Origin of the sequence: Luteibacter sp. dw_328 (assembly GCF_018449605.1) — a bacterium.
In the GTDB taxonomy this organism is placed as follows: domain Bacteria; phylum Pseudomonadota; class Gammaproteobacteria; order Xanthomonadales; family Rhodanobacteraceae; genus Luteibacter.
This window is the reverse complement of sequence record NZ_JAAVUW010000004.1, coordinates 118,280-132,287: the sequence shown is the minus strand read 5'-3', so window position 1 is coordinate 132,287 and position 14,008 is coordinate 118,280. Positions and strand designations below refer to the sequence as shown.

Annotated in this window: 13 protein-coding genes; 6 read left to right on the top strand and 7 right to left on the bottom strand. The window is 66.3% G+C overall.

The window, feature by feature from the left end; genetic code table 11:
• Positions 1 to 143: 143 nt before the first annotated feature.
• Together HB634_RS10930 and xerD are read right to left on the bottom strand one after the other, a co-directional pair.
• Positions 144 to 893 carry a DsbC family protein gene (locus tag HB634_RS10930; RefSeq protein ID WP_213948602.1) on the bottom strand — a complete coding sequence of 250 codons (750 nt, stop codon included), beginning with the start codon at positions 891 to 893 and terminating at the stop codon, positions 144 to 146.
• 90 nt (positions 894 to 983) lie between these two features.
• Positions 984 to 1,892, bottom strand: coding sequence for a site-specific tyrosine recombinase XerD (gene xerD / locus HB634_RS10925; protein WP_213948601.1), 909 nt, complete (start codon positions 1,890 to 1,892; stop codon positions 984 to 986).
• 112 nt (positions 1,893 to 2,004) lie between these two features.
• Here xerD and HB634_RS10920 point away from each other — a divergent pair, with 112 nt between their 5' ends.
• Positions 2,005 to 2,493 (top strand): RDD family protein, encoded by a 489-nt coding sequence (locus tag HB634_RS10920; protein ID WP_213948600.1) that lies wholly within the window; start codon positions 2,005 to 2,007, stop codon positions 2,491 to 2,493.
• Here the strand turns inward: HB634_RS10920 and HB634_RS10915 are convergent.
• Together HB634_RS10915 and HB634_RS10910 are read right to left on the bottom strand one after the other, a co-directional pair.
• A complete protein-coding gene (locus tag HB634_RS10915) occupies positions 2,486 to 4,492 on the bottom strand; it encodes a hypothetical protein (RefSeq protein WP_213948599.1) in 2,007 nt (668 codons plus the stop codon). The two genes, HB634_RS10920 and HB634_RS10915, sit on opposite strands and share 8 nt — an antisense overlap.
• 59 nt (positions 4,493 to 4,551) lie before the next feature.
• Positions 4,552 to 5,583 (bottom strand): hypothetical protein, encoded by a 1,032-nt coding sequence (locus tag HB634_RS10910; RefSeq protein ID WP_213948598.1) that lies wholly within the window; start codon positions 5,581 to 5,583, stop codon positions 4,552 to 4,554.
• A gap of 204 nt (positions 5,584 to 5,787) precedes the next feature.
• On the opposite strand from HB634_RS10910, the gene fusA reads away from it, so the two are divergent.
• Positions 5,788 to 7,827, top strand: coding sequence for an elongation factor G (fusA, locus tag HB634_RS10905; protein WP_213948597.1), 2,040 nt, complete (start codon positions 5,788 to 5,790; stop codon positions 7,825 to 7,827).
• 97 nt (positions 7,828 to 7,924) lie between these two features.
• Here fusA and HB634_RS10900 read toward each other — a convergent pair whose 3' ends face one another.
• Positions 7,925 to 8,404 (bottom strand): SET domain-containing protein-lysine N-methyltransferase, encoded by a 480-nt coding sequence (locus tag HB634_RS10900; protein ID WP_213948596.1) that lies wholly within the window; start codon positions 8,402 to 8,404, stop codon positions 7,925 to 7,927.
• Positions 8,405 to 8,551: 147 nt separating this feature from the next.
• On the opposite strand from HB634_RS10900, the gene HB634_RS10895 reads away from it, so the two are divergent.
• From HB634_RS10895 to HB634_RS10885, 3 genes are all read left to right on the top strand, one after another.
• Complete coding sequence (locus HB634_RS10895; RefSeq protein ID WP_213948595.1) at positions 8,552 to 9,052, top strand: hypothetical protein; 501 nt, start codon at positions 8,552 to 8,554, stop codon at positions 9,050 to 9,052.
• Between the two features lie 42 nt (positions 9,053 to 9,094).
• Positions 9,095 to 10,870 carry an acyl-CoA dehydrogenase C-terminal domain-containing protein gene (locus HB634_RS10890; protein WP_063573116.1) on the top strand — a complete coding sequence of 592 codons (1,776 nt, stop codon included), beginning with the start codon at positions 9,095 to 9,097 and terminating at the stop codon, positions 10,868 to 10,870.
• Positions 10,871 to 11,058: 188 nt separating this feature from the next.
• Positions 11,059 to 11,535, top strand: coding sequence for a GNAT family N-acetyltransferase (locus HB634_RS10885; protein ID WP_213948594.1), 477 nt, complete (start codon positions 11,059 to 11,061; stop codon positions 11,533 to 11,535).
• A 292-nt stretch (positions 11,536 to 11,827) separates the two neighbouring features.
• Here the strand turns inward: HB634_RS10885 and HB634_RS10880 are convergent, their stop codons facing one another.
• A complete protein-coding gene (locus HB634_RS10880) occupies positions 11,828 to 12,034 on the bottom strand; it encodes a hypothetical protein (protein ID WP_157503896.1) in 207 nt (68 codons plus the stop codon).
• Between the two features lie 313 nt (positions 12,035 to 12,347).
• A complete protein-coding gene (locus tag HB634_RS10875; protein WP_063571102.1) occupies positions 12,348 to 13,103 on the bottom strand; it encodes a SapC family protein in 756 nt (251 codons plus the stop codon).
• A 268-nt stretch (positions 13,104 to 13,371) separates the two neighbouring features.
• Between HB634_RS10875 and HB634_RS10870 the strand changes: the two genes are divergently transcribed.
• Positions 13,372 to 13,974: an HNH endonuclease gene (locus HB634_RS10870; RefSeq protein ID WP_157503897.1), complete on the top strand. Its 603-nt coding sequence runs from the start codon at positions 13,372 to 13,374 to the stop codon at positions 13,972 to 13,974.
• Positions 13,975 to 14,008: the final 34 nt, after the last annotated feature.

The following is a 14,008-nucleotide window of genomic DNA, read 5'->3' as shown; positions in this document are numbered from 1 at the left end:
GGCGCTGCAGGAAAACGCCTATTCTACATGATGTTGCGCGGCAGCATCTTGCGTAGGGAATCGCCGCTGAAGGGGCTCCCACAGGAAGCCCGCCCTTGTGGGAGCCGCTTCAGCGGCGATGCTCACCCTCACAGCCGCCCGGCTCAGCCGCTCCGGGCGGTGCCTGCCGGAGCGCTCAGCGCCTTGAGCATCTGCTCAGGGGTGAGGTAGCCACCGATGACATCGCCGTTCTCGTCGACGATGGTCGGGGTGCCGTTCACACCGAGACGCTCGCCGAGCTCGAACTCGTCCTTGACCGGGTTGGTGCAGCTGGCGGTCTTGACCGCCGCCCCCGACATGGCCGAATCGAAGGCGCTCTTGCGGTCCGCGGCACACCAGACCGACACGGCCTTGGTGTAAGACGGCGTGTCGTTACCGGAGGTGGTCTTCACGCCTTCGCGCGGCCAGAACACGTACTCGACGGCGATGCCCTGCTTGTTGTACTCGCCGATGTGCGCATGCAACTGGCGGCAGAACCCGCAGTCCACGTCGGTGAAGACGGTGATCTTGTGCTTCGGATTGGCGGGCGAGTAGATCAGCCGCTGGGACTCGGGAACCTTCGCCAGCTCGGCCTTGCGCATGCCGGACCATGCCGCCGCGCTGAGATCGGACTTCTTCTGGAGGTCGATCAGGTTGCCGTTGATCATGTAATGCCCATCGGCACTCACATACACCATGCGACCCGACGCGATCACCTGGTAATAACCGGGAATCGGCGCGGGGGCGATGCTCTGCACCTCGATACCGGGGCCGATCCCTTCGACGGCGGCGCGCACGGCGGCCTGGTCGTCGGCAGCGGCAGCCGTCATGGCGAACGCGCCAGCCAGGATCGCCGGAAGGATTTTCTTGAACATAGCGGACTCCAATCTGCTACCGGGGGAAGTGCGGGGCAGGTGTTGGAACACGCGCCTCGCCATCGGTTCCCCCGATTGTGCCACGGGCGCTCAGCCGCGCGGGTGATGCTGGGCATGCAGCCGCTTGAGCCCTTCTTTCGCCACCAGCGTGTAGATCTGGGTGGTACTGAGCGAACTGTGGCCCAGCAGCATCTGCAGGGCCCGGAGGTCCGCACCGTGATTGAGCAGGTGGGTGGCGAACGAATGCCGAAGGACGTGCGGGGAGACGCGTTTCGCCGGAATGCCTACCTGCAGGGCGTAGCGCTTCACGAGGGTCCAGAACATCTGCCGCGTCATGCCGTCGCCGCGACGGGACAGAAACAGCGCCATCGGCTGGCCGTGGCCTCTGGCCAGCTGTGGCCGGGCCTCGCGCAGGTAGGTCTCGACATGATTCAGGGCTTCCTCGCCCACCGGCACAAGCCGATCCTTGCCGCCCTTGCCTGTGACGCGAAGGACACCCTGCCGCGTATTCAGGCCCGTCAGCGGCAACTCCACCAGTTCCGATACCCGAAGGCCCGACGAGTACATCAATTCAAGCATCGCCCGGTCACGCTGACCCAGCGGATGGGTCAGGTCGGGCGCGACGATCAGCGCCTCGATCTCGCGCTCCGCCAACGCTTTCGGCAGGCTGCGCGGCATCCGCGGACGCTGCATGAGCAGGGTCGGATCCTCGCGTGCACCATCGTCACGCGCGAGCTGGGCGAAGAAGCGGCGAAATGCCGACTGGCGCCGCGCCATACTGCGCACCGCCACCGGCTGGCTGCCGTGATACGCGGAAATATCCTCGCGGCCCGCCGTCGCCAGCGAACGTCCGCGCGTACCGAGCCAGCGCGCCAGTCCTTGGAGATCCTGCCGGTAAGCCTCAAGCGTACGGTCGGCAAGCCCGTCCTCCGCCCACACGCGCTCGATGAAGCGTTCGATCAGGCGAGCATCGTCAGCGGCAAGTTCAGCGGAAGGCATAGCGGTATCGACGGACATGAATTCGGGCGTGGCAAGCGATGCCCGAATACTCTCATGCCGGGGCGCCATCGGCCCCGTCTACAATGCCGCGTCGCCAACGCCACGGAATCGCATGATCCCCACCTCACCCGCTCCCGCCTGGCGCCGTTTTGCGGCGATCGTCTATGACGTCCTCGCGGTGGTCGCCATCGTCATGGTCGTGGGGCTGCTCTCGCAGATGGTCACAGGGGGTCACCTGTTCGACGACCACGGGCGGATGCTCACCTGGTGGTACCAGCCACTCCAGGGACTCGTGGTGGGCGCCTATTTCCTGGCGTCCTGGATGCGTGGTGGCCAGACACTCGGCATGCGTCCGTGGCGTATCCGGGTCACGGATGCGAGCGGCGCGCCCGTCAACGGCAAGCGCGGCCTGGTAAGGCTCATCGTCGCCGCCCTGCCCCTCGCCCTGGTTCTCATCTACCCGTTCACGTCGATGAAGGCTGCGCTATGGGCACCGGTGATCGGCTGGCTCGTGCTCTTGCTTCCCGCCTGGTTCGACCGCCGTCACCGGGCGATCCATGACATGGTCGCCGGTACCGAGATCCGGCGCCTGCCTACTTGAACTGATCGCTGGCGGGGACCCACGAACCGCTCGCCGCGTTCGGCGCGGGGACGTTGATCTTGATCGAGGCCTCGCAACCCGGTGGCAACGGGCCGCCGGCAATCCTTGCCGCCGTGCAGTACGCCGTGTTGTCGAGGGCCACGGGGGCCGCGGCCACCGTCGCCGAATTCGCGGGCGGAAGGTTCTCGGCCAGCGGTTTCGCCGGAGCCATGGTTTGATTCTTTGCGGTGGCGTCCGGGTTTGCCGGCTTCGGTGGGCCATCGCCAACGCCACAGCCCAGACTGAAGATCGAAATCGCATTCATCGTGGCGCTCGCATCCTTGGCGCCTGCCGTGCCGGGGCCGGCCGTACAGTTGAGACGGATGCCGCGCGGAAGCGACACGACGGCGTGTGTCGTCGTGGCTTCCACACCGTGACGGACCGCGGTATCTACGCTCGACTCCCCCTTCGGCGTCCACGCGCCGTCGAACCGTGTCGGCTTGTAGTCGACGTGGAAGTGCGGGCCGTTCTGCACGGTGACGTTGCCGCGTGGCTTCAGTTCCGTGTACGCGCCAACCTGACCGGTCTTGTCACCCTGTCCGCCGACCACGCCGTCGCTGCGGTTCGACGTGCCGTTCGCCCCGGTGAGCCGCTCGCCTTCGTCTACGCCCTTCACGGCGCCAGGTTTGCCGGATTCTTTGTCCGCGCCGGGCGTATTCGAGCCGGAGACGTCGGCCTCGCCAGGCGAGGCTTTGCCTGCCGACTGCCCCTTGACCGCCTCGGCCACATGATCCTCGCCTTGCTTGCCCTGGGTCGCGACGGCCTGCGCCGCGGACTCGCCTGCGGCGATGTCGCCGGGAGCCTGGCCCGGCGCGGACGGGGCCGTATCGATGCCGGCGACCGGTCGCTGCATCTCGCCGGGTGACACGGCAGGCGCCTGCACCGCGGGCCGATCCACTGTCGCGACAGGCGCTGAGACGGACGGCTTCGCCACCGCGTCGGGCAAGGGGACGGCCTCGAGTTCCGCTTCGGCTTCGACCGGCGGCGCGGGGATGCCCTGCACTGAGATCTTCGGCGGCACGGGACGCGTGTCGACGGTCAGGTCCGGCGTCGGCGCGACAGGCTCGGGCGCGACCTGCGGCAACGGCGCGTCCTGCGGTGTCGGTGGCGCCGAACTTTCCTCGACCTCCGGGCGCGGCACCGTCGCCAGTGTCATGGCCTGGGTCGGCACCGGCGTCGTGCGCTCCGCGGTGATCGTCGGCGGCGCAGGCGTCACGGTCATCTGCGATGCCGGCGTCGGCGGCAGGGACAGCGACGCCGGCGGCGGCATGGCCTCCGAGCCCTCTTCCTGCGGACGGCGCACCGGCTCGGGCTGGAAGGTCGGCGGCACGACCTGCGGCTTCGGTGTGTCGACCGCCAGATCGGGCGGTGCCGGGGTCGGCAAGGGCACTTTTTCGAGATCGCGCTGCGGTGGCGGGGCCTTGGGCTGAACGACCGGACGGTCGACCACCGCCGCGACGCTCGGCGGCGGCGCGGCAGGTTTCGGCGCCGCCTTGACCTTCGGCGGCTGGGCCGCGGGCGCAGCGACGGCCGGACGCGTCGGCGTCTTCGCCGCTGCCACGGCGGCGGCATGCGACCCACGCGCGGCGCGACTGGCTGCGGTGTCCCAGGTCGTCGTGTGCTTCACCCTGGCCACCGGCGCCGTCGATGGCGTGCCGCGCACGGGCGGCAGTGGCGGTGGTGGCTTGTCGAGGAGGCGAACCTGCAGCGCGTCGGGATGGTCCGGCTCCGGCGGCGAAGGCAGCACGTTGTAAGCCGGGCCCAGGATCATCCCGAACAGGAAGACCAGGTGGATGAGAATCGTGCCGACCCAGCCGACGATCCTCCGCACGCTTTCGCGCGGTTTCTCCCGCAGGAGGCGCCGATAGACGAGCGCACGCATGGCCGCCTCGCGGGGCGAGACGGGCAGCGAATTCGCGGCGATCAGGGGATCGCTGTCCGGCGGGCCAGGGGTATGCATGGACGGCTAGTGTCCATGCTGCGGGCGCCGCAGACAATCGCCGCGTACGCCCGCGAGAGCTACTTGCCGGTACGGCGTTCGCGCTCCGCGTTTTCCTGGTCCATCGCCTTCAGCGGAATGTCCGACGCGCAGCCCTGTGGCAGGGGCTTGTCGGCGCGGAACGCCGCGATGCACTGGGCTTCGGTGGGCGGCGGCGTCTGGTCGGGAAGGTCCTTCACCAACGGATTCGCAGGGGCCATGTTGAGGCGGACGTCGCCATCCTTCTTCGAGGCCTTCGAGGGGTCTTCCCCGCTGCAGCCCGCCGGCAGGACGAACAACACGGTCGCGCAGTTCACGCGGGTGCCGTGACCCAGGTCGACCGTCTGCTTCACCGTGGTCTTCTCGATCACCTGGCGCACGCCCTTGCTCAGCGCGTTCTCGTCGCGCGGCGCCCAGTCCTTTTCAAAGCGGGTCTGCGTGTAGGTCACCGTCGTCTTGTGCGACATGATGCCGGTGTTGTCGGTGGGCTTTTGCGGGACGAAGTCGGGCTTCGACCCGGGGCCCGTCGTTGGCATCGCGACGGAACCGTCGTTGCCGAAGAGCGTGGGTTGTGGCGCCTGTGGCGCCGCGGTCGCGGCGGGCGTCGTCGTGTCCACCGGCGTCTCGTCCTCGGGTTTCTTCTTCGGTCGCGGCGGCTCGGGCCGTGTCGCCTCGGGCGAGCGCACCTTGGGCGGTGGCTCGGAAACGGGCGGCGGGGGTGGCGCATCGGCGACCGGAGGCGGCGAACGCGTCGGCTCGATGAAACGCACCTCGAGCACATCGGGGTGATCGTCGGGCGTGGCGAAGGCCACCTGCACACGCGGCTGCATTTCGTAGCGCACGAGGAAGATCAGCACGATGTGCAGGATCAGGGCGGCGGCGAGCGCCAGCGTGAAGCGCACCCGGTCGCGCGGCGGCGGGCGGCGACCGATGGCGCGCAGGGCCATCAGCGTCGCCGCATCGATAGGGGCCAGCCCGTGCGCACGCGACGACCCCTCCGGTTCCAGCCGGTGGGATTCGACGAAGGACGGTGGCGCCTTACCGGGATATTGCACGCGAGCGGGAGTCCCCATGGGGCCTTCGGAAGTGGGACAGGATAGTGGCGTGCCGCTGAGCACAGCGTAAGCCCTGGCTTACAGACCGCTCGTGGGGACGAAGATTCCCCTTGCGTCCGGCCCGGGTTCGGAGAAGCCTTGGGACTGGCGTTGGCGCGCCTGAACCACCGCCGCCCTGAGCGTCCGGATTGCCCGGACGACCTTGAGAAGGAGGGTCGCATCGTGTCGCCATCCACGGAACGCATCCGCAGCCTCGCCCTTGCCGGCCATGCCGGCGCCGGCAAGACCACCCTGTTCGAAGCCATGCTCCACGCCGGGGGCGCACTGACTGCCCCCGGTAGCATCGAGCGTGGTAGCACCGTCTCCGACACCGACCCCATGGAGAAATCGCGGGGTCACTCGATTGACGCGTCCATCGCCTCGATCGAGCGCAACGGCTATCGCATCCACCTCGTCGACACGCCGGGATACGCCGATTTTCGCGGACCCGCCCTCGCCGCCCTCGCCGCCGCAGACACCGTGGCCATCGTGGTGAACGGCGCGAACGGTATCGAGCACGGCACGCGAACGATGATGGCGCATGCGAAGGAGCGAGGCATGGCACGCATCCTCGTGGTCAACCGTATCGATGCCGAGGGCCTGGACCTGGCGGCGCTGGTCGATGCCTTACGAGAGGAATTCGGCAACGAGTGCCTGCCGTTGAACCTTCCCTCGTCGAAGGGACATTCCGTGCGCGACGCTTTTTTCCAGACGACCGGCGACACCGACTTTTCTTCACCGGGGGAGGCGCACCAGCGAATCATCGACCAGGTGGTGGAGATCGACGACGAGGTGATGGAGCACTACCTCGAAGCCGGTGAGTCCGCGCTATCTGCCACGGAGATTCGCGGCGCATTGGAGCACTGCCTCCGCGATGGGCATCTCGTCCCGATCGTTTTCACCGGCGCGCGCGATGGCATCGGCGTCAGCGAGCTTCTCGAACTGGTCGAGCGCATCCTGCCCTGCCCTACCGAAACCAATCCGCCCCTGTTCCGTGACCATGCGGGTTCGCCGTTCGATGTCGCCGCCGATGCGTCCCGCCACGTCGTTGCCGACGTGTTCAAGATCGTCAACGATCCCTTTGTCGGCAAGCTCGGCGTATTCCGCGTATGGCAGGGCACCGTGCGCAAGGACGCCCAGCTCCTCGTCGACGATGGGCGCAAGCCGTTCAAGGTGGCCCATCTGTTCCGCCTGCAGGGCCGCGAGCACATCGAAGTGGATGAGGCCTTGCCCGGCGACATCGCCGCGGTGGCGAAGATCGAAGACATCCATTTCGACGCCGTGCTGCACGATGCCGCCGACGAATCGCGCATCCACCTCGAACCTTCCGCCTTCCCGGCACCCATGTTCGGTCTTGCCGTGGAACCGGCGCACAAAGGCCAGGAGCAGAAATTGTCGCAGGCGCTGTCAAAGCTCGCCGAGGAAGATCCGTGCTTCCGTGTCGAGCACCACAAGGAACTCAACGAGACCGTGATTCGCGGGCTGTCCGACCTGCACCTTAAGCTCATGCTCGAACGGATGAAGGCGCGCTACGACGTCGACGTGATCACACACCCGCCCCGCATCGCCTACCGGGAAACCATCGGCGCCGGCGCCGAAGGCCACCACCGGCACAAGAAGCAGACGGGAGGCGCCGGTCAGTTCGGCGAGGTATTCCTGCGAGTGGAACCGCTGGAGCGCGGCAAGGGTTTCGTCTTCGACGATGAAACCAAGGGCGGCGTCATCCCGGGCCAGTTCATGCCGGCCATCGAGAAAGGCGTACGCCAGGCGCTGGACGGCGGAGCGATTGCGGGGTATCCGATCCAGGACGTACGCGTCGTGGTGTATGACGGCAAACACCATCCGGTCGACTCGAAGGAAGTGGCCTTTATCAGTGCTGGGCGCAAGGCGTTCCTCGACGCGGTGTCGCGCGCTCACCCGCAGGTACTCGAGCCGGTGGTCGACCTCGAGGTCTCGATTCCGGAGCGCTACGTGGGCGACGTCACCGGGGGACTGGCCTCCAAGCGAGCGCACATCATGGGCACCGATTCGCTACGCGGCGGCGAGACGCTGATCAAGGCGCGCGTGCCACTGGCGGAGCTCACCGATTATCCCACCCAACTTAAAGCGATGACCGGTGGGCAAGGGCGTTATGCGATGGAATTCAGCCATTACGACGCGGTGCCCGCCGGCGTGCAGCGAAAGTTGATGGAGCAGTGGAAGCCGCGGGTCGAGGAGGACTGAGGCTGTGACTCCTGTGGGAGCCGCTTCAGCGGCGATAGCCGTGCGGCGACCTGGCTATCGCCGCTGAAGCGGCTCCCACACCACGGGAGGCTTAGCCTCAGGCGGCTTTGCGCTTCGGCTTGAGCATGGTCCCGATGCATTTCGGCGAGCCACACAGGCATGACCACACCTTCTTCAGGCGAGCCGTATGCGGCATGTCCAGCGTGATGCCGTAGTCGTAGGTCAGCTCTTCGCCGGGGGCGATGTCGCGGATGGCTTCGATCAGCACACGGTCCTTCTTCGACGGCTTGCCTTCCACCGCCTCCTCGATCACCGCCTGGCAGTTCGGGTCGCAGCCGTGGTTGATCCAGCGAGCCGTATTGCCGTTGCTGTTGCCGTCGACGATGAAGCGATCGTTGAGGGTGAACAGGAAGGTATGGCCGGTCTCGCCACCGTCGCCGTACTTCTTGTCGGCCTGGGCGTGGGTGATGCGATCGCCCTGGTATTCGATGATTTCGTCACCGGCCTTGATGGCGGCGGTGGCGAAAACGCCGTTTCCGTGGATGGGAGAGCGTCGGGCGGCGATGCGTCGGGTCATGGGAGGGCACGTAGAAAGGTCAGAACGGATGATGCCTGCTAGTGCGGCGCTTGGGAACCGCGTTTCAAACGCACGTCTCGCGCGTATGGCCCGGCCAGCGCTACCATCGAACAACTGTTCGACGCCCATACGCCGGAATCCCAGGGAATGACCTCGATCCTCCGCACCACTGTTTTCCGCGCGGCGCTGCTTGCCGTGACCGCACTTCTGGCGGCCTGTGGGCCCGAGAAGAAAAGCGTGTATCCGCCGGCCGTGACCTTGCAGCAGGTCGCCGCCAAGCCCGGCGGCACGTGGCATGTGACGCTCCGCCTGCGCAACAACAGCTACGGTGGCATGTCATTCGACCGCTTCCAGGGCACGCTGCGCGTGGGCGATCTGGGCGGCGTTCTGCTCGACGCGAAGATCGACCAGGACATTCCCTCTTTCGCTGCGGACGTGACCGTGATCGACATCCTGCCCACGGCTGAGATGTCCAAAGCGCTGGCTGACCTTGCCGCCAAGGGCAGCAGCGGCTCGCTGCCCTATGCCATCGACGGCCGCATCTCGGCCACGCCGGAGAAAGAGGATAAGTCGCGCACGTTCGACGTGCACGGCAAGAACTGGCTCTCGCCCGTGCCCGGCATACCCGACACCTACCGCTCTCCCTGATTACTCCATAGCCGCGCTTGCCGCGCCTCGCCAGGATTCACCATGACGATCTACAAAGCCCCCCTCAACGACATGCGCTTCGCCCTCTACGACGTGCTCGGCGCCGATGCCGTGCTCGGTCGTCTGGAGGGTGGGGAGGCGCATACGCGCGATCTGCTCGACGCCGTCCTGGAGGAAGCCGCGCGCTTCAATGAGCAGGTGCTCGCACCGCTGAATGCCTCGGGTGACCAGGAAGGCTGTCACTACGACAAGGCCACCGCCACGGTGACCACGCCGAAGGGCTTCAAGGAAGCCTATCGCCAGTACGCCGAAGGCGGCTGGGCTGGCCTGACGGCACACGAGAAGTTCGGCGGCCAGGGCCTGCCCGCCGTGCTCGGCGCGATGACCAAGGAAATGATCGACTCGGCCAACCTGGCCTGGGGCATCTATCCGCTGCTTTCGCACGGTGCCACTGACGCGCTCGACCACCATGGCGACGCCTGGCAGCAGGAAACGTTCCTCAAGCCGCTGGTCGAAGGCCGCTGGACGGGCTCCATGTGCCTGACCGAGCCGCAGGCGGGCTCGGATCTGGGCCTGCTCAAGACACGCGCCGAGCCCAACGCCGATGGCAGCTATCGCGTCACCGGCACCAAGATCTTCATCAGCGCGGGCGAGCACGACTTCGCGGAGAACATCGTCCACCTCGTACTGGCTCGTCTGCCCGATGCCCCGGCGGGTAGCCGCGGCATCTCGATGATCATCGTGCCCAAGTTCAAGGTGAACAAGGACGGCTCGCTTGGCGAGCGCAACGCCGTCGCCGCTGGCGCCATCGAACACAAGATGGGCATCAGGGGCTCGGCGACCTGCGTCATGAACTTCGATGGCGCCGAAGGCTGGCTGATCGGGCCTGCGCACAAGGGCCTCATGGCGATGTTCACCATGATGAATGCGGCTCGGCTCGCCGTCGGCATCCAGGGTCTGGCCCTGTCCGAGCGGGCCCTGCAGAACAGCCTCAACTACGCCCGCGAGCGCCTGCAGATGCGCGCGCTGACCGGTCCGGCATTCCCGGACAAGCCGGCCGATCCGCTCACCGTGCATCCGGACGTCCGCCGCATGTTGCTCACCCAGCGCGCCTTCGTCGAAGGTGGCCGCGTGCTGGCGGCATACGCCGCGCTGCAAAGCGACATCGAATCCCGTGATGCGGATCCCCAGGCACGCAAGAACGCCGGCGAGCTGCTCTCCTTCCTGATTCCGATCGCCAAGGGTCTCCTTACCGAGGCTGCGCAGGAGTGCACCAAGGAAGCCCTGCAGATCTTCGGTGGGCACGGCTACATTGCCGAGCACGGCATGGAACAGTTCGTCCGTGACGCGCGCATCATCACGCTGTACGAAGGCACGACCGGCATCCAGGCGCTCGACCTGCTCGGCCGCAAGATCATGCAGTTGCAGGGCGCCGGCCTGAAGCATTTCCTCAACGAAATCTCCGCCTTCTGCCAGGCCAACGCAGAGAACGATGCCGTGAAGGCCTTCATCGGCCCGCTCGCCGTGGCGACCAAGACCTGGGGCGACGTGACCCAGGCCATCGCGCAGCGTGCGCAGGCCAACCCGGAAGAGCTCGGCGCCGCGGCTGTGGATTACCTGTATTTCTCGGGCTACGTGACCCTGGCCTATTTCTGGGCCCGCAGCGTGCTGGCCGCCGGCGGCTCCGCCCTCTCGGCCAACGACAAACAGGCCAAGCGCGACACCGCCACCTTCTACTTCACCCGCATCCTGCCGCGCATCCACGTGCATAAGGCGGCGATCGAAGCCGGCGTGGCGACGTTGCCCGAGCTCCTCTAATCCGACCTCCGTCGGAGCCGATTCATCGGCGATCCCGCGGCAGCGGGCAGGGTTGCCGCAAGCACCCATCGCCGATGAATCGGCTCCCACATAAAAGAAGCCCCGCCCCGGGGCTTCCGTCGGCCCGCGTGAAGGTGTAGAAAACAGACTCTTTCCGGAATCCTTCAGCTGCGACGGTGCCCGATACGATGAGCGACTCCCCGTTCCTGATCCGTCTCGCCGAGAGCGACGACGATGAGTTCATCCTCGATCTGGTTCCCCGTTTCATCAGCTTCCCGCTGCCCAACGGCCGCACGCGCACCGATTGCCTGAAGGGCATCGAAGCCGACCTCGTTCACCACCTGGACGACCAGCCGCCCAACAGCTACATCTTCGTCGTCGAAAATGAGGACGGCGAGGCGGTAGGCTTCCTGCAGCTGCAAAAGACCAAGGACTTCTTCACCCATCGCGATAACTGCCATATCGCCAACATCGCAGTCGCCCAGAAATACGAGGGCGTGGGCGCGGGCAAGTTCATGCTCGAGTACGCCGACACCTGGGCCAAGGAGCATCACTGCCAGTTCGTCACCCTGGCCGTGCTCCCGGGCAACGAGAAGGCCAGGGATCTTTATGTGACCCATGGCTTCGACACCGATCTGATGCGACTGGCGAAGCCAGTGCGCTGAGCGGCTCACGCCGCCGCTTGCGTGAGGGGTGAGGCGCAGAGCCTTCGGTGCTCGGACGTAGCGGCACAGAGCCTTCGGTGTCAGACGTAGCGGCACAGAGCCTTCGGTGCCCACCCTCGCTGCTCAGACACGTCCTCCGCGTTTCGTAGCGGAAAGGCCGCTGCGCGGCCGTGTACTTATTTGGCCTACGGCCGCTCCACTTGTGCGGAACTCGCCTCGAGGGTGGGCACCGAAGGCTCTTCCCATCCCTGAGGTTCGTGTGGGTCGAGCCGACAGAGCAGCGCCGCTCCGGCTACTGGCTCGTCGGCATTGCCATCACTAAACGTTCGACCCCAGCGCGCCCGTCGAGATCGTCCGCGCGAGGCAGCGCACCGGCGTCACCGAGCTGGAATGGTCTTACCAGCAGGACGGCCGTCACGGCGAGCTTCGGCGGCAACACCCACGCCCAACGGCTCTCCGTCCAGCTGACCGTCTTGTCGTGAGAGACCTTGGTGTCCACCCTCGAGGCGAGTTCCGCACAAGTGGAGCGGCCGTAGGCCAAATAAGTACACGGCCGCGCAGCGGCCTTTCCGCTACGAAACGCGGAGGACGTGTCTGAGCAGCGAGGGTGGACACCAAGGTCTCCCCGCGAGACGCCCAAGTGTACAGAGCGACGGCAAAGCCGAGCCCCGCGAAGCCGAAGGCGAGCCATGCGCGAGGTACTAAAGAATGCCCCGCCCGAAATCCGAGCAGCCAGGCCCCGGTAATCCGCGAAGAACCAAGAAAAAGGCCACCCGAGGGTGGCCTTTTCATTCGCACGCGGCGGGGATCGATCAGACCGTAGCCGGCTCGCCCTTGGCTTCACGCGCATCCAGACGCGCGGCCATGCGGTCGATATTGGCCAGCGAGATCAGGTGAGCGTAGATCCAGCCGAAGGCGCCTTCGCGCAGGAACTCGTAGGCGACCTTCTCATCCAGCGTGCGCAGCTTCTCTTCGTTGATCACGAACAGGCCGTTGAGGTTGATGCCCTTGCCTTCCTTCTGCAGGGTGATGGTGCGCTCCTCGAGCAGGTTGTGCTCGCGCAGCTTGCCCATGAACCACTGCGTGCGGGCGACATGGTCCTGGAACTCGCCGAGGAACTTCACGGCGTTGGTCAGGGCCGGAGCATCGGTGCCGTCCTCGTTGAACAGGCGCTCACCTTCGGTTTCGTTGAAGCCTTCGTAGGCCTCGTCGAGAAACACGGTGAAGTCGTCGCCCTCGGCGCCGACCGGCTTTTCAGCCAGCACGAACGGGTAGCGGCGGACGAAAGCCGGAATGTACAGGCCCGACTCCCAAAAACCGTTCTCGCCGACGAGCAGGTTCTCGCCCTGGCGCAGGCCAAGCAGGGCCATCGGGCCGGCTTCTTCGATGGTGTTGCCAGCGAACAGGATCGGGAAGTCACGCGCGGCTGGCGCAAACTCGACGCCGGTCAACGGCACGGAGTGCGCGCCGGCGGCGAAACGGATGTTGTTGACCGCCTTGATGCGGAGGTCGCGGTGGGCGGTGCGGTTCAGCGGAACCGGACGCTCGTAGAAAAGCACTTCTGCCACAGTGAAACCCTCTATACCCGCCGGACCTGGGAAGCCACCCCGGCCCCCCTTCCAAACCCGTCGGGACTCTATCGAACGCTCACTATATCAGCGCTTCGCGGCCCGGACAGCCCCGCAAGAAGCGGGCCGCAGCGGTGCTTTTCTGTAGCAATAATGGGCTATGCTCGGGTCAACGCCCCTTGTGGGGTCGGATCAAACCATCGATCCGCACGGAGTTCGGCTTGCTGGAACGCTCTTTCGCTTACGTGAAGGACGAGACACGATGACGATGGAAGTGCTTCAGGACGACCTGCCGAGGGTGACCGCGCTCAATACGACGCGGGTACTTTCCCTCGATGCTGCAGGCCGCATCCTGGACTGGATCAGCTGGCAGGATGCCGTCTGCCTGTACGTTCGTGGCGTCGTCGCCTGGACGCTGGGCGACCCCTGTCTGACCGTCCACGGCGGCCTCAGCCGCGCCAGTGGACTCCAGAGCAGTCTCCAGCTCCACCCGATCGTCGCCAGCACCGGCCATTGCCGCGAACACGCCATCGACCCGGCACCGGCCCTCACCAATACCGCCCTGTTCGCCCGCGACCGGCACATCTGCCTGTATTGCGGCCATCACTACACCCGCCATGAGCTCACCCGCGACCACGTCCTCCCTCTTTCGAAGAAGGGCGCGGATGAGTGGGAAAACGTCGTAAGCGCCTGTCTGGCCTGCAATCTGCGCAAGAGCAACCGCACCCCGCAGCAGGCCAACATGCCCCTCTTGGCGGTGCCTTACCGGCCCAGCTGGGTCGAGCACCTGATCCTCTCCAACCGCAATATCCTGGCCGACCAGATGGAATTCCTGGTCGGTCACCTGCCGCGGGACCGCCGTCCGGCCTGAATCCGCCCCGGACTGCCCGCAAACATTCACGCCT